The organism is Streptomyces sp. NPDC020192, assembly GCF_044388685.1.
Classification (GTDB): Bacteria; Actinomycetota; Actinomycetes; order Streptomycetales; family Streptomycetaceae; genus Streptomyces.
This window is the reverse complement of the sequence record NZ_JBIRXG010000013.1, coordinates 135,665-153,682: the sequence shown is the minus strand read 5'-3', so window position 1 is coordinate 153,682 and position 18,018 is coordinate 135,665. Positions and strand designations below refer to the sequence as shown.

The window sequence follows — 18,018 nt, the reverse complement described above, 5'->3', positions numbered from 1 at the left end:
TTACAGCTTCATCAGGCTGGCGTCGTCGACCGAGGCCGAGTGGCGGGTACGGAACAGCGACACGATGATCGCGAGGCCCACCACGACCTCCGCGGCGGCGACGACCATCGTGAAGAAGGCGATGATCTGGCCGTCGAGGTTGCCGTGCATCCGGGAGAAGGTGACGAACGCGAGGTTGCAGGCGTTCAGCATCAACTCGATGCACATGAAGACCACGATGGCGTTGCGCCGGATCAGGACGCCGGTCGCGCCGATCGTGAACAGCAGGGCGGCGAGATACAGGTAGTTGACCGGGTTCACTTCGACGCCTCCTCGGACCGCTTGAACGTCGCCGGTTCGACCGCCGTGCGCTCCAGGCGCTCCTCGGAGCGCTGCTCCAGCGCCCGCAGATCGCCGAGCGCCTCCGCCGACACGTCACGGATCTGGCCGCGTTCGCGCAGCGTCTTGTTGACGGTCAGCTCGGACGGGGTGCCGTCGGGCAGCAGGCCCGCGATGTCCACGGCGTTGTGCCGGGCGTAGACACCGGGGGCGGGCAGCGGCGGGATGTGCTTGCCCTCGCGGATGCGCTGCTCGGACAGCTCGCGCTGGGTCTTGGCGCGCTCGGTGCGCTCCCGGTGCGTGAGCACCATGGCGCCGACGGCGGCCGTGATCAGCAGGGCGCCGGTGATTTCGAAGGCGAAGACGTACTTGGTGAAGATGAGGGAGGCGAGGCCTTCCACATTGCCGTTCGCGTTCGCCCGGCCGGTGCCGTCGAACTCCTTCAGGGAGGCGTTGCCGATGCCGGCGAACAGCAGGACGCCGAAGCCGACCCCGCACACAAGGGCCAGCCAGCGCTGCCCCTTGATGGTCTCCTTCAGTGAGTCCGCGGCCGTCACGCCGACGAGCATCACCACGAACAGGAACAGCATCATGATCGCGCCCGTGTACACGACGATCTGCACGATGCCGAGGAAGTAGGCGCCGTTGGCGAGGTAGAACACCGCCAGAACGATCATGGTCCCGGCGAGACAGAGCGCGCTGTGCACGGCCTTCTTCATGAAGACGGTGCACAGGGCGCCGATCACCGCGACCGTGCCGAGCACCCAGAACTGGAAGGCCTCACCGGTGGAGGTGGTGTAGGCGGCGAGCTGCGGACTCATACGTCCACCTCCTGCTCCTGGTCCTCGGGGTTCTCTCCCTTGGACACGGCCACCTGGCGTACGGTGCCGGGCGCGGCCTGCGTCACCAGGCCGCGGTAGTAGTCCTGCTCGTCCGTCCCCGGGAAGATCGCGTGGGGCGTGTCGACCATGCCCTCCTCGAGCCCGGCGAGCAGCTGCTCCTTGGTGTAGATGAGGTTGGCGCGGCTGGAGTCGGCCAGCTCGAACTCGTTGGTCATCGTCAACGCGCGCGTGGGGCACGCCTCGATGCACAGGCCGCACAGGATGCAGCGGGCGTAGTTGATCTGGTAGACGCGGCCGTAGCGCTCGCCCGGCGAGTAGCGCTCCTCGTCGGTGTTGTCGGCGCCTTCCACATAGATGGCGTCGGCGGGGCAGGCCCAGGCGCACAGCTCGCAGCCGACGCACTTCTCCAGGCCGTCCGGATGGCGGTTGAGCTGGTGCCGTCCGTGGAACCGCGGGGCCGTGGTCTTCTTCTGCTCCGGGTACTGCTCGGTCAGCCGCTTCTTGAACATGGCCTTGAAGGTCACGCCGAAGCCGGCCACGGGGTTCTGGAAACCGGGCTTGGTCTCCTTGGGCTCCTCAGCCATCGGACGCCTCCTTTCCATCCGAAGTTCCGTCACTGACAGTGTCCGACCCACCACTGACAATCAGCTCGCGGTCGCGGCGCGGGCGGCGCCTCGGCACCGGCGGCAGCTCCTGTCCGGGCAGCGGCGGGACCGGGAATCCGCCCGCCATCGGGTCGAATCCGGCTTCCTGTACGGCAGGCTGTTCGGCCGTCCTGGCCTTCTCGCGGAACATGTCGGCGACGAAGGAGAGCAGCAGCAGGGCGAGGACACCGCCGCCGACGTAGAGGGCGATGTCGGCGAAGTCGTAGTGCTCGTTGCGCAGGGCCCGTACGGTCGCCACCAGCATCAGCCAGGTCACGGAGACCGGGATGAGGACCTTCCAGCCGAGCTTCATCAGCTGGTCGTAGCGCACGCGTGGGAGCGTGCCGCGCAGCCAGATGAAGAAGAACAGCAGCAACTGGACCTTGATCACGAACCAGAGCAGCGGCCACCAGCCGTGGTTCGCGCCCTCCCAGAAGCCGCTGATCGGCCAGGGGGCGCGCCAGCCGCCGAGGAACAGGGTGGTGGAGACGGCCGAGACCGTCACCATGTTCACGTACTCGGCGAGCATGAACATCGCGAACTTGATGGACGAGTACTCGGTGTTGAAGCCGCCGACCAGGTCGCCCTCGGACTCCGGCATGTCGAAGGGGGCGCGGTTGGTCTCGCCGACCATCGTGACGATGTAGAGGATGAAGGAGACCGGCAGCAGCAGGATGTACCAGCGGTCGTGCTGCTGGGCGACGATCGTGGACGTCGACATCGACCCCGAGTACAGGAACACGGAGGCGAACGCGGCGCCCATGGCGATCTCGTACGAGATCATCTGCGCGCAGGAACGCAGGCCGCCGAGCAGCGGGTAGGTGGATCCGGAACTCCAACCCGCCAGCACGATGCCGTAGATGCCGACGGAGGCGACCGCGAGGATGTAGAGCACCGCGATCGGCAGGTCGGTGAGCTGCATCGTGGTGCGGTGACCGAAGATCGAGATCTCGTTGCCGGCCGGGCCGAAGGGGATCACCGCGATCGCCATGAAGGCCGGGATGGCCGCGACGATCGGCGCGAGGATGTAGACCGCCTTGTCCGCGCGCTTGACGATGACGTCTTCCTTGAGCATCAGCTTCACGCCGTCGGCGAGCGACTGGAGCATGCCCCAGGGGCCGTGCCGGTTGGGGCCGATGCGCAGCTGCATCCAGGCGACGACCTTGCGCTCCCAGACGATGGAGAACAGTACGGTCACCATCAGGAAGGCGAAGCAGAAGACGGCCTTGATGACGACCAGCCACCAGGGGTCGTGGCCGAACATCGAGAGGTCTTCAGCGGCGAGGTACGGGCTCATGCCTCCACCTCCTTGGGGGCCTTGTCGGCGTCTGCCGCCGGGCCGATGCGGACGAGGGAGCCGGGCTGTGCCCCGGTGTCGGAGGCGACGCCGCCGCCGACGGAGTTCAGCGGGAGCCAGACCACCCGGTCGGGCATCTCGGTGATCTGGAGCGGGAGTTCGGCGGTTCCCGCAGGGCCGGTGACGGCGAGGATCTCGCCGTCCTCGACGCCCGCCTCTGCGGCCGTCGCCGCGGACACACGCGCGCGTGCGGCGTGCCGGGTGCCGGCGAGCGCTTCGTCGCCCTCCTGTAGCACGCCCTGGTCGAGCAGCAGCCGGTGTCCGGCGAGCACGGCCTCGCCGGCGGCCGGACGCGGCAGTACGCCCGCGGACTCCTGCGGCTCGGTGGCGCGCGGGCCGTCCCAGGAGCCGAGCCGGTCGATCTCCGCGCGCGTGGTGCGCAGGTCCGGCAGGCCCAGGTGGACGTCCATGGCGTCGGCGAGCATCTGCAGCACGCGCCCGTCGGTCGGCGCGAGACGGCGGGTCATCTGGTCGGGCTTGAGCGCGGCGTCGAAGAACCGGACCCTGCCCTCCCAGTTGAGGAAGGTGCCCCCCTTCTCGGCGACCGCGGCGACCGGCAGGACGACGTCGGCACGCTCGGTGACCTCGCTGGGCCGCAGCTCCAGCGACACCAGGAAGCCGACGCTGTCGAGAGCCTCACGCGCGCGTGCCGGGTCGGGCAGGTCGGCGACCTCGACGCCCGCGACCACGAGGGCCGACAGTTCGCCGGTGGCGGCTGCCTCGATGATGTGGTGGGTGTCGCGGCCGTAGCGCAGTGGGAGTTCGGCGAGCCCCCAGGCGGCGGCGACCTCCTCCCGCGCGCGCGGGTCGGTCGCCGGGCGGCCGCCCGGCAGCAGCGACGGCAGCGCGCCCACCTCGACGGCGCCACGCTCTCCGGCCCGGCGCGGGATCCACACCAGCCGGGCGCCGGTGGCGGTGGCGGCGCGTACGGCGGCGGTGAGGCCGCCCGCGACCGAGGCGAGCCGCTCGCCGACGACGATGACCGCGCCCTCGCCGCGCAGGGCCTCGGCGGCACGGGCGCCGGGCTCCTCCAAGCCGACGCCGCTCGCAAGGGCGTCGAGCCACTCGGTCTCGGTACCGGGCGCTGCGGGCAGCAGGATGCCGCCCGCCTTCTCCAGCCCGCGCGTGGCGTGCGTGGCCAGCGCGAACACCTGCTGCTTGTGCCCCCGCCAGGCCTTGCGCAGCCGCAGGAAGACGCCGGGCGCCTCCTCCTCCGACTCGAAGCCGACCAGCAGGACGGCGGGCGCCTTCTCCAGGGAGGTGTACGTGACGCCCGTACCGTCGAGGTCACGGCCGCGGCCGGCCACCTGGGAGGCCAGGAAGTCGGACTCCTCGCCGCTGTGCACGCGCGCGCGGAAGTCGATGTCGTTCGTGTCGAGCGCCACGCGCGCGAACTTGCTGTAGGCGTAGGCGTCCTCGACGGTCAGCCGGCCGCCGAGGAGGACGCCGGCCCGGGAACGGGCGGCGCTCAGCCCGCGCGCGGCCGCGTCCAGGGCCTCCGGCCAGGAGGCGGGCTCCAGGACGCCGTGGGCGCCCCGCACCAGCGGGGTGTCGAGGCGGTCCTTCGCCTGCGCGTACCGGAACGCGAAGCGTCCCTTGTCGCAGATCCACTCCTCGTTGACCTCGGGGTCGTTCTCGGCGAGCCGCCGCATGACCTTGCCGCGCCGGTGGTCGGTGCGGGTGGCGCAGCCGCCGGAGCAGTGCTCGCACACCGACGGCGAGGAGATGAGGTCGAAGGGGCGGGAGCGGAACCGGTATGCCGCCGAGGTCAGGGCGCCGACCGGGCAGATCTGGATGGTGTTGCCGGAGAAGTACGACTCGAACGGGTCGTCCTCGCCGGTGCCAACCTGCTGCAGTGCGCCCCGCTCGAGCAGCTCGATCATCGGGTCGCCCGCGATCTGGTTGGAGAAGCGGGTGCAGCGGGCGCACAGCACGCACCGCTCGCGGTCGAGCAGCACCTGGGTGGAGATCGCGACGGGCTTCTCGTAGGTCCGCTTCTTGCCGTCGAAGCGGGACTCGGCGCCGCCGTGCGACATCGACTGGTTCTGCAGCGGGCACTCGCCGCCCTTGTCGCAGACCGGGCAGTCCAGCGGGTGGTTGATGAGCAGCAGCTCCATCACACCCTTCTGGGCCTTCTCGGCGGCCGGCGAGGTCAGCTGGGTCTTCACCACCATGCCGTCGGTGCACGTGATGGTGCAGGACGCCACCGGCTTGCGCTGGCCCTCGATCTCGACGATGCACTGGCGGCAGGCGCCGGCCGGGGCGAGGAGGGGGTGGTCGCAGAACCGCGGGATCTCGATGCCGAGCTGCTCGGCGGCCCGGATGACCAGGGTGCCCTTGGGCACGCTGATCTCGATGCCGTCGATCGTCAACGTGACGAGGTCTTCCGGCGGGACCGCCGCCTGCCCCCCTCCGGTGGGGGCGCTGGTGGTCACGGTCATGCGTTCACCTCCGGGCGGTCCGCCCAGGCCGTGGACTTGGCCGGGTCGAAGGGGCAGCCCCGGCCCGTGATGTGCTGTTCGTACTCCTCGCGGAAGTACTTCAGCGAGGAGAAGATCGGGGACGCGGCGCCGTCGCCGAGGGCGCAGAATGACTTGCCGTTGATGTTGTCGGCGATGTCGTTGAGCTTGTCGAGGTCGGACATGGTGCCCTTGCCGGCCTCGATGTCCCGCAGCAACTGCACCAGCCAGTACGTCCCTTCGCGGCAGGGCGTGCACTTGCCGCAGGACTCGTGGGCGTAGAACTCGGTCCAGCGGGTCACCGCCCGCACCACGCAGGTCGTCTCGTCGAAGCACTGGAGCGCCTTGGTGCCGAGCATGGAACCCGCGGCGCCTACTCCTTCGTAATCAAGAGGGACGTCGAGGTGCTCGTCGGTGAACATCGGCGTCGAGGACCCGCCGGGCGTCCAGAACTTGAGCCGGTGGCCGGGCCGCATCCCGCCGCTCATGTCGAGGAGCTGGCGGAGCGTGATGCCGAGCGGGGCCTCGTACTGGCCGGGGCTGGCGACATGGCCGCTGAGCGAATAGAGCGTGAAGCCCGGGGACTTCTCGCTGCCCATCGACCTGAACCATTCTTTCCCGTTTTTCAGGATCGCGGGAACCGACGCGATCGACTCGACGTTGTTCACAACAGTCGGGCAGGCATAGAGCCCTTCGACAGCAGGGAAAGGAGGACGCAGCCGCGGTTGACCACGGCGGCCTTCGAGCGAGTCGAGCAGTGCGGTCTCCTCACCGCAGATGTACGCGCCGGCGCCCGCGTGCACGGTGAGCTGGAGGTCGAGCCCGCTGCCCAGGATGTTCTCGCCGAGGTAGCCCGCCGCGTAGGCCTCGCGCACGGCCTCGTGCAACCGCCGCAGAACGGGGACGACTTCACCACGCAGATAGATGAAGGCATGCGACGACCTGATGGCATAACACGCGATCACAATGCCCTCGATGAGGCTATGCGGGTTCGCGAAGAGGAGCGGGATGTCCTTGCAGGTCCCGGGCTCCGACTCGTCGGCGTTGACAACTAGATAGTGCGGTTTTCCATCACCCTGCGGAATGAACTGCCACTTCATTCCGGTCGGGAATCCCGCGCCACCACGGCCACGCAGCCCGGAGTCCTTGACGTACGCGATCAGGTCGTCCGGTGACATGGCGAGCGCCTTGCGCAGCCCCTCGTACCCCTCGTGCCTCCGGTAGACGTCCAGGCTCCAGGACCGGTCCTCGTCCCAGAAGGCCGACAACACGGGTGCGAGCAGCTTCTCGGGGCTGGTGTCCTTGAGTTCGGCTGCCACGGTCATCACTCCCCCTCCTCTGCGGCCTGGTCCGCGGACGGCGCGTCCTGGGATTCCTCATGCGGACCTCCGCGCGGATGGACCACGCGCGCGGGTGCGGCCTCTCCCCTTGCCAGGCGAAGGCCCACCAGCGACGCGGGTCCCGCACTGCCGCCCTCCTCGACGGCCCCGGGCCGCTCGTCGGGGAAGCCGGCCAGCATCCGCGCGGTCTCCTTGAAGGTGCACAGCCGCGCCCCGCGCGTGGGCTGCACGGGCCGCCCCGCGCGCAGATCGTCGACCAGGCGCTTGGCGCTGCCGGGCGTCTGGTTGTCGAAGAACTCCCAGTTGACCATCACGACCGGTGCGAAGTCACAGGCCGCGTTGCACTCGATGTGCTCCAGGGTGACCTTGCCGTCGTCGGTGGTCTCGCCGTTGCCGACGCCCAGGTGTTCCTGGAGGGTCTCGAAGATCTCGTCGCCGCCCATCACCGCGCACAGCGTGTTGGTGCACACGCCGACCTGGTAGTCACCGGAGGGCCTGCGCCGGTACATCGTGTAGAAGGTCGCGACGGCGGTGACCTCGGCCGTGGTCAGGCCCAGCATGTCGGCGCAGAACCGCATTCCGGTGCGCGTGACATGGCCCTCCTCCGACTGCACGAGGTGGAGCAGCGGCAGCAGGGCGGAGCGGGAGTCCGGGTAGCGCGCGATGACCTCGCGCGCGTCCGCCTCCAGCCGGGCCCGGACCTCGTCCGGGTAGGCGGGAGCGGGCAGTTCGGGCATGCCCAGGCTGACGCCCCGCTCCGAAGAAGAGGTGGTCACCGGTCGACGCCTCCCATCACGGGGTCGATGGACGCGACGGCGACGATCACGTCGGCGACCTGGCCGCCTTCGCACATCGCCGCCATGGCCTGCAGGTTGGTGAAGGACGGGTCACGGAAGTGGACCCGGTAGGGGCGGGTGCCGCCGTCGGAGACGGCGTGCACGCCGAGTTCGCCCTTCGGGGACTCGACGGCCGCGTACGTCTGTCCCGGCGGGACGCGGAAGCCCTCGGTGACGAGCTTGAAGTGGTGGATCAGGGCCTCCATGGAGGTACCCATGATCTTCTTGATGTGGTCGAGGGAGTTGCCGAGTCCGTCCGGACCCAGGGCGAGCTGGGCGGGCCAGGCGATCTTCTTGTCGGCGACCATGACCGGTCCGGGCTGGAGCCGGTCCAGACACTGCTCGACGATCCCGAGCGACTGGCGCATCTCCTCCAGGCGGACCAGGAAGCGGCCGTAGGCGTCGCAGGAGTCGGCGGTCGGGATCTCGAAGTCGTACGTCTCGTAGCCGCAGTACGGCTGTGCCTTGCGCAGGTCGTGCGGCAGGCCGGCCGAGCGCAGGATCGGGCCGGTGGCGCCGAGGGCCATACAGCCGGCCAGGTCGAGGTAGCCGATGTCCTGCATGCGGGCCTTGAAGATGGGGTTCCCGGTGGCGAGCTTGTCGTACTCCGGGAGGTTCTTCTTCATCTTCTTCACGAACTCGCGGATCTGGTCCACCGCGCCGGGCGGCAGGTCCTGGGCGAGTCCGCCGGGGCGGATGTACGCGTGGTTCATCCTGAGGCCCGTGATGAGCTCGTAGAGGTCGAGAATCATTTCACGATCACGGAATCCGTAGATCATGATCGTGGTGGCGCCCAGCTCCATGCCGCCGGTGGCGATGGCGACCAGGTGGGAGGAGAGCCGGTTCAGCTCCATCAGGAGCACCCGGACGATCGTGGCGCGCTCGGTGATCTCGTCCTCGATGCCGAGGAGTTTCTCGACGGCGAGACAGTAGGCGGTCTCGTTGAAGAACGACGTCAGGTAGTCCATGCGCGTGACGAAGGTGGTGCCCTGCGTCCACGTGCGGTACTCGAGGTTCTTCTCGATGCCGGTGTGCAGATAGCCGATGCCGCAGCGGGCCTCGGTGACGGTCTCGCCCTCGATCTCGAGGATCAGGCGCAGCACTCCATGGGTGGAGGGGTGCTGGGGACCCATGTTGACGACGATGCGTTCGTCGTCGGCGCGGGTCGCGGACTGGACGACCTCGTCCCAGTCGCCACCGGTGACCGTGTACACGGTGCCCTCGGTGGTTTCCCGGGCGGCTGCTGACTGGGTGCTGCTCACGAGTACGACCTCCGCTGGTCCGGAGCCGGGATCTGGGCGCCCTTGTACTCGACGGGGATGCCGCCGAGGGGGTAGTCCTTGCGCTGTGGGTGGCCCTGCCAGTCGTCCGGCATCATGATCCGCGTCAGGGCCGGGTGACCGTCGAAGACGATGCCGAAGAAGTCGTAGGTCTCGCGCTCGTGCCAGTCGTTCGTGGGATACACGGAGACCAGGGACGGGATGTGCGGGTCGGCGTCGGGGGCGCTGACTTCGAGGCGGATCAGCCGGTTGTGGGTGATCGAGCGCAGATGGTGGACGGCGTGCAGCTCGCGGCCCTTGTCGTTGGGGTAGTGGACGCCGCTGACGCCGGTGCACAGCTCGAAGCGCAGGGCCGGGTCGTCGCGCAGGGTGCGGGCGACGCGGACCAGGTGCTCGCGCTCGATGTGGAAGGTCAGCTCGCCGCGGTCGACGACCGTCTTCTCGATGGCGTTCTCGGGGAGGAGTCCCTGTTCCTCCAGGGCGCCCTCGAGTTCGTCGGCGACCTCGTCGAACCAGCCGCCGTAGGGGCGGGCAGCCGCTCCGGGGAGCCGGACCGAGCGGACGAGTCCGCCGTAGCCGGAGGTGTCGCCGCCGTTGTTGGCGCCGAACATGCCGCGCTGGACACGGATCTCCTCGCCTCCCTGGCCGCGCTGGCCGGGGAGGTTGGAGGCGGAGAGGTCCTTCTCGGGGTTCACCCCGTTCGCGGACCCGTTCACGCCGCCCGTGCCGTTGCCGTTCGCGTCGCTCACCGCAGCAGCCCCTTCATCTCGATCGTAGGCAGGGCCTTGAGCGCCGCCTCCTCCGCCTCGCGGGCGGCCTCCCTGGCGTTCACGCCGAGCTTGGAGCTCTGGATCTTCTGGTGGAGCTTGAGGATCGCGTCCATCAGCATCTCGGGCCGGGGCGGGCAGCCCGGCAGGTAGATGTCGACCGGGACGATGTGGTCGACGCCCTGGACGATCGCGTAGTTGTTGAACATGCCGCCCGAGGAGGCGCAGACGCCCATGGAGATCACCCACTTGGGGTTGGGCATCTGGTCGTAGACCTGCCGGAGCACCGGCGCCATCTTCTGGCTGACCCGGCCGGCGACGATCATCAGGTCGGCCTGGCGCGGCGAGCCGCGGAAGACCTCCATGCCGAAGCGCGCCAGGTCGTAACGGCCGGCGCCGGTGGTCATCATCTCGATGGCGCAGCAGGCGAGGCCGAAGGTGGCGGGGAAGACGGACGCCTTGCGCACCCAGCCCGCGGCCTGCTCCACGGTGGTCAGCAGGAAACCGCTCGGCAGTTTTTCTTCGAGTCCCATGTCGTTAGGCCCCTCAGTCCCATTCCAGGCCGCCGCGCCGCCATACGTACGCGTACGCGACGAAGACGGTGAGCACGAAGAGCAGCATCTCCACGAGCCCGAAAATCCCCAGGGCGTCGAAGGTGACGGCCCAGGGGTAGAGGAAGACGATCTCGATGTCGAAGACGATGAAGAGCATCGCCGTCAGGTAGTACTTGATGGGGAAGCGCCCGCCGCCGGCCGGCGTGGGGGTCGGCTCGATACCGCACTCGTAGGCCTCGAGCTTGGCGCGGTTGTACCGCTTCGGACCGATCAGCGTGGCCATGACCACGGAGAAGATCGCAAAGCCTGCCCCGAGGGCTCCCAGTACGAGGATGGGCGCATACGCGTTCACCGCTCCTCGCTCCTCTCAGTCGGCGCTGACTGCTGGCGGTTGCACAGGGCTCACAGCCGCCTCACCGGTCCCACGAGCCCCGCTCGTCCCGGGCGAAGATCGAGAACATGTGAAGCAGGTCACAAGCCCAACTGCCACGCATCTTATGCCCGCCGCTCTGTGATCTGCGACACGGGGTATTGCACAAGCTTTGTGATCTCCACCACCTGACGAAGGATCATGAAGTCGGATGATGAGTGATCTTCATACGCGAAGCGTTCAGTTGATCACCAGAAGTGACATTCCAGCTTGTCATCGCAGGCCGGAGGGGGCGTCTCCATATCAAGAGACTTCACTTGCATGCAAATTCGCGCTGGACATGGGTCCTTGATAGAGGACCGCGTTCACACATCAGAGGGAGCGCGGGGTGCGATGTGGACGGAGGGCCGGACGCGTGCACGCGTTCACGAGCTCCACGCGCACGGGACGCCGTCATTCTGGTGACCGTTCCGTGACCTCCGCCACATCGATGAGGGACCTCTGGGAACCGGGCTTGGCCAAGCATCCGAACCAGTGGTAGGCGAGGGGCAATTCGGGCGTAATGATCAAAGAGCGTGATCAAGGGCTTGATCACCACAGTCCGCAATGTCCGTTACGGCGTCAATAAAGAGCGACACGCCCGGGAGTTCAGGTCTCGATTGAGCAACTGTGGCGCAGGACACGTTTCTTGAAGATATGAAGGAGCCCCTGATACCGGTTGTTCCCATGTCCCACACCGCTCACATACGCAGCCACCGGAAGCCCCGCCGCAGCGCGTCGACCCTCGCGATGCGGGCCGGAGTTGCCGGTGGCGTCCTCAGCACCCTGGCAGTCGCCGGGGCGTCCGGCTCGGCGAACGCGGCCGAGCCGGTGACGCAGACCCTCGAACTGCCCACCCTGACGGCCGACCTGGCCGCTCAGGCGGCCCAGTCCGCGGACGCCACGCAGCAGGCCGCCGCGAACTACCAGCTGCAGGCCGAGCGTGACGCGGCCGCCGCGAATGCCGCGAAGCAGGCCAAGGCGGACCTCGCCGAGGCGAAGCAGAAGGCCGCCGAGGCCAAGAAGCAGGCCGACGAGGCCGCCCGCAAGGAGGCCGCCGCGCGCGCCTCCCGCAACGCGGAGCGCACGACCCTCTCCGCCTCGTCGAGCACCGACTCCTCCTCCACGAGCTCGTCCACGGCCACCGGTTCGGCCGCGGCCGTCATCAGCTTCGTCAAGGCGCAGATCGGCAAGTCCTACGTCCTCGGCGCCACCGGTCCGAGCGCCTACGACTGCTCCGGCCTGGTGCAGGCCGCCTTCAAGCAGATCGGCGTCAGCCTGCCGCGTGTCTCCCAGGACCAGTCCACCCAGGGCACCCAGGTCTCGCTGAGCAACCTCCAGCCGGGCGACATCCTGTACTGGGGCAACGCGGGCAGCGCGTACCACGTGGCGGTGTACGTCGGCGACGGTATGTTCGTCGGCGCGCAGAACCCCTCCACCGGCATCGTCGAGAAGCCGCTGTCTTACGACCCGCCCACCGGGGCCGTGCGGGTGCTCTGAGCGCACCACGCACCTCTCAACGCGCGTAGGGCCGCAGCCGCTCGGGGGCAGCGGCCCTTGCGCCATTCCCGCGCGTCAGGCCGGTCGTACCTGACATGCTCGGCTCGGGCCGCCGTCCGGCGGTCCGTCCACGAGTGAAGGAGACCGCGCGATGCCACGCGTGTTCGTCCAGGGAAGCCCCGCCGACTACTACCCCCGTCACGCCCCCGAGGCCGGGCGCGGCGCGGTGCGGCGGATCACCGAGGTCGGCGAGGAGGTCCTGCACAAGCCGTGCCGGGACGTCACGGAGTTCGGACCCGACCTCGCCGCGCTCATCGACGACATGTTCCTCACCATGTACGTCGCCGAGGGAGCGGGGCTGGCGGCCAACCAAGTCGGCGTCGATCTGCGCCTGTTCGTGTACGACTGCCCCGATGACGAGGGAATCCGGCATGTCGGACACATCATCAATCCTGTGCTGGAGTCCGCCTCGGCCGGGCGCCGGCTGATCGACGAGGGCGAGGGCTGCCTGTCGGTGCCGGGTGCCGTGATGGCCGTACCGCGGCCGGAGCGGGCCGTCGTGCGCGGGCAGGACAAGGACGGCGATCCGCTCGTCATCGAAGGCACGGGATATTTCGCCCGTTGCCTGGCGCACGAGACGGACCACACCCACGGGTACGTCTATCTGGACCGGCTCTCCAAGCGGGAGAAGAAGGACGCGCTGCGGCAGATGGCGGACCGGCGGGACGAGGTGTTCGCCCGCCGGACCGCCAGGGCCGAGGAGCTGAGCCGGGCCTGGAGGAGGCTCACGCCTTCGGGGCCACCTTGCTCAGGCCGTTGATGATGCGGTCCATCGCGTCGCCGCCCGTGGGGTCGGTGAGGTTCGCGAGGAGCTTGAGGGTGAACTTCATCAGCAGCGGGTGCGTGAGGCCGCGCTGGGCGGCGATCTGCATGACCTTCGGGTTGCCGATGAGCTTCACGAAGGCGCGGCCGAGGGTGTAGTAGCCGCCGTAGGTGTCCTTGAGGACACGCGGGTAGCGCTGCAGGGCGATCTCGCGCTGGGCGGGCGTGGCCCGCGCGTGGGCCTGGACGATGACGTCGGCGGCGATCTGGCCGGACTCCATGGCGTAGGCGATGCCCTCGCCGTTGAAGGGGTTCACCAGGCCGCCGGCGTCGCCGACGAGCAGCAGGCCGCGCGTGTAGTGGGGCTGACGGTTGAAGGCCATGGGGAGGGCGGCGCCGCGGATCGGGCCGGTCATGTTCTCCGGGGTGTAGCCCCAGTCCTCGGGCATGGAGGCGCACCAGGCCTTGAGGACCTCGCGCCAGTCCAGCTCCTTGAAGGATTCGGAGGTGTTCAGGACGCCGAGGCCGACGTTGGACGTGCCGTCGCCCATGCCGAAGATCCAGCCGTAGCCGGGCAGGAGGCGGTCCTGGGGGCCGCGGCGGTCCCACAGCTCCAGCCAGGACTCCAGGTAGTCGTCCTCGTGGCGCGGGGAGGTGAAGTAGGTGCGCACCGCGACGCCCATCGGGCGGTCCTCGCGGCGGTGCAGGCCCATCGCGAGGGACAGGCGGGTGGAGTTGCCGTCGGCGGCGACGACGAGCGGCGCGCGGAAGGTGACCTCGCGCTTCTCCTCGCCGAGTTTGGCGGTGACACCGGTGATGCGGCCGGTGCGGTCGTCGATGACGGGGCCGCTCACGTTGCAGCGCTCGTACAGCCGCGCCCCTGCCTTCTGGGCGTTGCGGGCGAGCTGCTCGTCGAAGTCGTCGCGCTTGCGGACCAGTCCGTAGTTCGGGTAGGCGGCGAGATCCGGCCAGTCCAGCTGGAGGCGGGAGCCGCCGCCGATGATGCGCAGGCCCTTGTTGCGCAGCCAGCCGGCCTCCTCGGAGATGTCGATGCCCATGGCGACGAGCTGCTTCACCGCGCGCGGGGTGAGGCCGTCGCCGCACACCTTCTCGCGCGGGAACTCGGTCTTCTCCAGGAGCAGGACGTCGAGACCGGCCTTGGCGAGGTGGTACGCGGTCGTGGAGCCGGCCGGCCCCGCGCCGACGACGATCACGTCGGCGGTGTTCTCGGCGAGGGGCTCCTTCACGACGGTCACGGCGGGATCTCCCCAAGTTCGAAATCTGCGTGCCGACCGGCACTGGACATGGGCAGTCTATTCAGCAGAATTGATCACCCGGCTGAAGGGCTGCCCTGTGAACGGACCTCTCCCCGCGGTACGGCTGCGCGTCCCCACGCACGAGGACGCGGTCGCCTGGCATCGGGTCTTCGACGACCCCGAGGTCATGGAGTTCTACGGCGGCAAGCCGGCCGCCCTGTCCGTCTACGAGGAACTCACCGCGCGCCAGCGGCGGCACGACGCGGAACTCGGCTTCTGTCTGTGGACGATGCTGGACGAGTCCGGGGAGGTCATCGGTTTCACCGGCGCCCAGCCCTGGCGGCCCGACTGGGGTCCGGTCGGCGAGACGGAGATCGGCTGGCGGCTCGCCCGTCGGTACTGGGGCAAGGGGTACGTCACCGCGGCCGCGCGCGAGACCCTGGAGCGGGTGCGGGCGGCCGGGGTCGAGGAAGTGGTGGCGTTGGTCCGGCCGGGCAACGAGCGGTCGATCGCGGTGACCCGGCGGCTCGGCATGCTGCCGGCGGAGACCTATCCGCACCCGACGCTGGACGAGCAGGCCCTCTGCTTCCGACTCAGCCTCCATCACGGTCAGTAGTCGTCTGTTACAGAAAGACACCGCCGCCTTCCGGCCGGGGCGCACGGGAGTTACCCTTCCAGTATCGCTGGGGGTGACATCTTTGCGCATAACACCCAAAACACCCGAAGTGCGTGTGCCACGGCTGGTCGGGCTGATGGCCGTGGACGCGCGCGAAACGGCCCAGGCGCGGGGCCTGTTCCTCAACGCGCCGGACCGCCCGGACTTCCATCTCGCCGTTGTCGACTACGTCGTACGCCAGTATCCGCAGCCCGGTGCCGAGGTGCCGCCGGACTCGATGGTGTACGTGTGGTTCGACTTCGGTGAGGGCGAGGGCGGCGGAGGCGTGCGCGAGCCACGCATCCCGCGCCCGCCGAGGGGCGGGATGCAGCGCGAACTCGGCGAGCCCGGGGACGCCTTCGAGATGATCGACCGCTAGGCCGCCCGGAAAAACAGGGAGCTCAGCTCTCCTTGAAACCCCGGTGCAGCGCGACCACACCGCCGGTGAGATTGCGGTACGCCACCTTCGACCAGCCCGCCTTGCGCAGCCGTTCGGCGAGGGCGGGCTGGTCGGGCCAGGCACGGATGGACTCGGCGAGGTAGACGTACGCGTCCGGGTTCGAGGACACCGCGCGCGCGACCGGCGGCAGCGCCCGCATCAGGTACTCGGTGTAGACGGTGCGGAACGGCGCCCACGTCGGGTGCGAGAACTCGCAGATCACCACACGCCCGCCGGGCCGGGTCACCCGGTACATCTCGCGCAGGGCGGCGTCGAAGTCCTGCACGTTGCGCAGCCCGAAGGAGATGGTGACGGCGTCGAAGGTGTCGTCCTTGAACGGCAGCCTCGTCGCGTCGCCGGCCGTGAACGGCAGCCAGGTGTGCTTCTTCTTGCCGACCTGGAGCATCCCGAGCGAGAAGTCACAGGGGACGACGTACGCGCCCGCCTGCGCGAAGGGCAGCGAGGAGGTCGCCGTACCGGCCGCCAGGTCGAGGATCTTCTGCGCGGGGCGCGCGTCGACCGCCTTCGCCACCTCCTTGCGCCAGCGCCGGTCCTGGCCGAGCGACAGCACGTCGTTCGTCAGGTCGTACCGTTCCGCCACGTCGTCGAACATCGAGGCGACTTCGTGCGGCTGCTTGTTCAGGGAAGCGCGGGTCACCCGCCCATTGTTGCAGCAGGGGGTACGGCATCAGCGACGCCGGTACACCAACCGCCCGCCGATCACGGTCGCCACGCAGGTGCCGGCGCCCCGGCGGACCAGTTCGGCGAGGTCCTCGACGTCGAACACGGCGAAACGGGCGGGCCCGCCCTGGACGAGCCGCGGCAGCAGGATCAGCGGGGTCGGGGACAGCGCCGCCGGGCCGGGAAGGCGGTCGGGCCGCTGCCCCACCGCGAGCCCGGCCCTGCGCACGGCGTCGACCACGACCCGTGACCGCAACTCCCCGGCCACCGCCACCGTGCCGTGCGCCAGCATCCGCTGCACCCCGCGCCGCGCGCTCGCGCCGAGGCGCGCGGGATCACCGCGGAGGATCTCCCTCGCCCGTGCCCCGCCGATGGGCTCGGTGCCGAGGGTGTCGGCCTCGCGCGGGTCGGGGTGATAGGTGGCCTCCAGCAGCTCCGGACCGTACGGGTTCAGCAGCCCCGGGGTGAGGATGCCGGGCCAGCGCCGCACCCTCGCCCCGGGTGCGGACGCGGCCAGTTCGTCGTACGGGCCGACCGCGGCGACGGACGCCCCGTCGACCAGAACGGCCGCCTCGGGAGACCGCTCGGCGAGATGAAGTGTCAGCACGGTGGGACTAGTTGGATGCCAGCAGCTTCAGTTCGGGGTGGGCCGTGCCGCCCTCGATGGCCGTGGAGGAGATGTGGGAGACCACGCGGTCGTCGACGGGGTCGTTGGCCGAGTCGTCGTGGACGACGAGGTGCTCGTACGTCGTGGCGCGCTGCGCCGGGACGCGGCCCGCCTTGCGGATCAGGTCGATGATCTCCAGGCGGTTGGAGCGGTGCTTGGCGCCGGCCGAGGAGACCACGTTCTCCTCCAGCATGATCGAGCCGAGGTCGTCCGCGCCGTAGTGCAGCGACAGCTGGCCGACCTCCTTGCCGGTGGTCAGCCACGAGCCCTGGATGTGCTGGACGTTGTCGAGGAAGAGGCGGGCGATCGCGATCATCCGCAGGTACTCGAAGATCGTGGCCTGGGTGCGGCCCTTCAGGTGGTTGTTCTCGGGCTGGTAGGTGTACGGGATGAAGGCGCGGAAGCCGCCCGTACGGTCCTGGACGTCCCGGATCATCCGCAGGTGCTCGATGCGCTCGGCGTTCGTCTCGCCCGTGCCCATCAGCATGGTCGAGGTGGACTCCACGCCCAGCTTGTGTGCGGTCTCCATGATCTCCAGCCAGCGCTCGCCGGACTCCTTCAGCGGCGCGATGGCCTTGCGGGGGCGCTCGGGGAGGAGTTCCGCGCCGGCGCCCGCGAAGGAGTCGAGGCCCGCCGCGTGGATCCGGGTGATGGCTTCCTCCACCGAGACGCCGGAGATACGCGCCATGTGCTCCACCTCGGAGGCACCCAGGCTGTGGATCACCAGCTGGGGGAAGGCGTCCTTGATGGCCTTGAAGTGCTTCTCGTAGTACTCGACGCCGTAGTCCGGGTGGTGGCCGCCCTGGAACATGATCTGGGTGCCGCCCAGCTCGACGGTCTCCGCACAGCGGCGCAGGATGTCGTCGAGGTCGCGGGTCCAGCCCTTGTCCTTGTCCTTGGGGGCCGCGTAGAAGGCGCAGAACTTGCACGCCGTGACACACACGTTCGTGTAGTTGATGTTGCGCTCGATGATGTACGTCGCGATGTGCTCGATCCCGGCGTACTTCCGGCGGCGTACGGCATCGGCGGCGGCGCCCAGCGCGTGCAGGGGCGCGTCGCGGTAGAGGTCGAGCGCTTCCTCGGGGGTGATCCGCCCACCGGCGGCGGCACGGTCGAGGACGGCTGTGACATCAAAAGAGGTGAGGTCGGCCTTCTCGGTCACCGGGGCGTCCCTTTCGTCAAGGGGTGTGGA

19 protein-coding genes are annotated in these 18,018 nt (G+C 69.2%); 4 read left to right on the top strand and 15 right to left on the bottom strand.

Features of this window, described 5'->3' with window-relative positions; genetic code table 11:
• Genes nuoK through ACH47Z_RS25150 form a run of 11 tightly spaced genes read right to left on the bottom strand, consistent with a single transcriptional unit; the run spans position 1 to position 10,749 of the window.
• The gene (gene nuoK / locus ACH47Z_RS25200; protein ID WP_023547474.1) at positions 1–300 is read right to left on the bottom strand and encodes an NADH-quinone oxidoreductase subunit NuoK; all 300 of its coding nucleotides are present in this window, start codon (positions 298–300) and stop codon (positions 1–3) included.
• A complete protein-coding gene (locus tag ACH47Z_RS25195; RefSeq protein ID WP_399077324.1) occupies positions 297–1,139 on the bottom strand; it encodes an NADH-quinone oxidoreductase subunit J in 843 nt (280 codons plus the stop codon). The genes nuoK and ACH47Z_RS25195 overlap by 4 nt, the downstream gene beginning before the upstream one ends.
• Positions 1,136–1,744, bottom strand: coding sequence for an NADH-quinone oxidoreductase subunit NuoI (nuoI, locus tag ACH47Z_RS25190; protein ID WP_399077322.1), 609 nt, complete (start codon positions 1,742–1,744; stop codon positions 1,136–1,138). Before nuoI ends, ACH47Z_RS25195 begins: the two co-directional genes overlap by 4 nt.
• A complete protein-coding gene (gene nuoH / locus ACH47Z_RS25185; RefSeq protein ID WP_399077320.1) occupies positions 1,737–3,101 on the bottom strand; it encodes an NADH-quinone oxidoreductase subunit NuoH in 1,365 nt (454 codons plus the stop codon). Before nuoH ends, nuoI begins: the two co-directional genes overlap by 8 nt.
• A complete protein-coding gene (locus ACH47Z_RS25180) occupies positions 3,098–5,602 on the bottom strand; it encodes an NADH-quinone oxidoreductase subunit G (RefSeq protein WP_399077318.1) in 2,505 nt (834 codons plus the stop codon). The genes nuoH and ACH47Z_RS25180 overlap by 4 nt, the downstream gene beginning before the upstream one ends.
• On the bottom strand, positions 5,599–6,948 hold the full coding sequence (gene nuoF, locus ACH47Z_RS25175; protein WP_399077316.1) for an NADH-quinone oxidoreductase subunit NuoF: 1,350 nt from the start codon (positions 6,946–6,948) through the stop codon (positions 5,599–5,601). The genes ACH47Z_RS25180 and nuoF overlap by 4 nt, the downstream gene beginning before the upstream one ends.
• Positions 6,945–7,736 carry an NADH-quinone oxidoreductase subunit NuoE gene (nuoE, locus tag ACH47Z_RS25170; RefSeq protein WP_399077314.1) on the bottom strand — a complete coding sequence of 264 codons (792 nt, stop codon included), beginning with the start codon at positions 7,734–7,736 and terminating at the stop codon, positions 6,945–6,947. The genes nuoF and nuoE overlap by 4 nt, the downstream gene beginning before the upstream one ends.
• A complete protein-coding gene (locus ACH47Z_RS25165) occupies positions 7,733–9,058 on the bottom strand; it encodes an NADH-quinone oxidoreductase subunit D (protein WP_399077312.1) in 1,326 nt (441 codons plus the stop codon). The genes nuoE and ACH47Z_RS25165 overlap by 4 nt, the downstream gene beginning before the upstream one ends.
• Positions 9,055–9,825 (bottom strand): NADH-quinone oxidoreductase subunit C, encoded by a 771-nt coding sequence (locus ACH47Z_RS25160; protein ID WP_399077310.1) that lies wholly within the window; start codon positions 9,823–9,825, stop codon positions 9,055–9,057. The genes ACH47Z_RS25165 and ACH47Z_RS25160 overlap by 4 nt, the downstream gene beginning before the upstream one ends.
• Positions 9,822–10,376, bottom strand: a complete 555-nt coding sequence (locus ACH47Z_RS25155; RefSeq protein ID WP_126885586.1) for an NADH-quinone oxidoreductase subunit B family protein — start codon at positions 10,374–10,376, stop codon at positions 9,822–9,824. Before ACH47Z_RS25155 ends, ACH47Z_RS25160 begins: the two co-directional genes overlap by 4 nt.
• 13 nt (positions 10,377–10,389) lie before the next feature.
• Entirely contained in the window at positions 10,390–10,749 is a 360-nt protein-coding gene (locus ACH47Z_RS25150) for an NADH-quinone oxidoreductase subunit A (RefSeq protein ID WP_003992243.1), read from the bottom strand.
• 744 nt (positions 10,750–11,493) lie between these two features.
• Between ACH47Z_RS25150 and ACH47Z_RS25145 the strand changes: the two genes are divergently transcribed.
• Together ACH47Z_RS25145 and def are read left to right on the top strand one after the other, a co-directional pair.
• On the top strand, positions 11,494–12,306 hold the full coding sequence (locus ACH47Z_RS25145; RefSeq protein WP_399077308.1) for a C40 family peptidase: 813 nt from the start codon (positions 11,494–11,496) through the stop codon (positions 12,304–12,306).
• A 151-nt stretch (positions 12,307–12,457) separates the two neighbouring features.
• Complete coding sequence (gene def / locus ACH47Z_RS25140) at positions 12,458–13,126, top strand: peptide deformylase (protein WP_399077306.1); 669 nt, start codon at positions 12,458–12,460, stop codon at positions 13,124–13,126.
• Here the strand turns inward: def and ACH47Z_RS25135 are convergent.
• Positions 13,092–14,384 carry a geranylgeranyl reductase family protein gene (locus tag ACH47Z_RS25135; protein WP_399077304.1) on the bottom strand — a complete coding sequence of 431 codons (1,293 nt, stop codon included), beginning with the start codon at positions 14,382–14,384 and terminating at the stop codon, positions 13,092–13,094. The two genes, def and ACH47Z_RS25135, sit on opposite strands and share 35 nt — an antisense overlap.
• Before the next feature lie 97 nt (positions 14,385–14,481).
• On the opposite strand from ACH47Z_RS25135, the gene ACH47Z_RS25130 reads away from it, so the two are divergent.
• Together ACH47Z_RS25130 and ACH47Z_RS25125 are read left to right on the top strand one after the other, a co-directional pair.
• The gene (locus tag ACH47Z_RS25130) at positions 14,482–15,000 is read left to right on the top strand and encodes a GNAT family N-acetyltransferase (RefSeq protein WP_399077301.1); all 519 of its coding nucleotides are present in this window, start codon (positions 14,482–14,484) and stop codon (positions 14,998–15,000) included.
• Between the two features lie 109 nt (positions 15,001–15,109).
• Positions 15,110–15,418: a PASTA domain-containing protein gene (locus tag ACH47Z_RS25125; RefSeq protein WP_399077299.1), complete on the top strand. Its 309-nt coding sequence runs from the start codon at positions 15,110–15,112 to the stop codon at positions 15,416–15,418.
• Positions 15,419–15,440: 22 nt separating this feature from the next.
• Here the strand turns inward: ACH47Z_RS25125 and ACH47Z_RS25120 are convergent, their stop codons facing one another.
• From ACH47Z_RS25120 to mqnC, 3 genes are read right to left on the bottom strand one after another with little or no spacing between them, the layout of a single operon-like run.
• The gene (locus ACH47Z_RS25120; RefSeq protein ID WP_399077297.1) at positions 15,441–16,136 is read right to left on the bottom strand and encodes a demethylmenaquinone methyltransferase; all 696 of its coding nucleotides are present in this window, start codon (positions 16,134–16,136) and stop codon (positions 15,441–15,443) included.
• A 30-nt stretch (positions 16,137–16,166) separates the two neighbouring features.
• Complete coding sequence (locus ACH47Z_RS25115) at positions 16,167–16,766, bottom strand: imidazolonepropionase-like domain-containing protein (RefSeq protein ID WP_399077296.1); 600 nt, start codon at positions 16,764–16,766, stop codon at positions 16,167–16,169.
• A gap of 7 nt (positions 16,767–16,773) precedes the next feature.
• Positions 16,774–17,988, bottom strand: coding sequence for a cyclic dehypoxanthinyl futalosine synthase (mqnC, locus tag ACH47Z_RS25110; protein ID WP_399077294.1), 1,215 nt, complete (start codon positions 17,986–17,988; stop codon positions 16,774–16,776).
• Positions 17,989–18,018: the final 30 nt, after the last annotated feature.

Bases quoted from the DNA above. Each gene is read 5' to 3' on its own strand.
- ACH47Z_RS25195 (WP_399077324.1), bottom strand. From the start codon at position 1,139: ATGAGTCCGCAGCTCGCCGCCTACACCACCTCCACCGGTGAGGCCTTC.
- nuoI (WP_399077322.1), bottom strand. From the start codon at position 1,744: ATGGCTGAGGAGCCCAAGGAGACCAAGCCCGGTTTCCAGAACCCCGTG.
- nuoH (WP_399077320.1), bottom strand. From the start codon at position 3,101: ATGAGCCCGTACCTCGCCGCTGAAGACCTCTCGATGTTCGGCCACGAC.
- ACH47Z_RS25180 (WP_399077318.1), bottom strand. From the start codon at position 5,602: ATGACCGTGACCACCAGCGCCCCCACCGGAGGGGGGCAGGCGGCGGTC.
- ACH47Z_RS25155 (WP_126885586.1), bottom strand. From the start codon at position 10,376: ATGGGACTCGAAGAAAAACTGCCGAGCGGTTTCCTGCTGACCACCGTG.
- ACH47Z_RS25145 (WP_399077308.1), top strand. From the start codon at position 11,494: ATGTCCCACACCGCTCACATACGCAGCCACCGGAAGCCCCGCCGCAGC.
- def (WP_399077306.1), top strand. From the start codon at position 12,458: ATGCCACGCGTGTTCGTCCAGGGAAGCCCCGCCGACTACTACCCCCGT.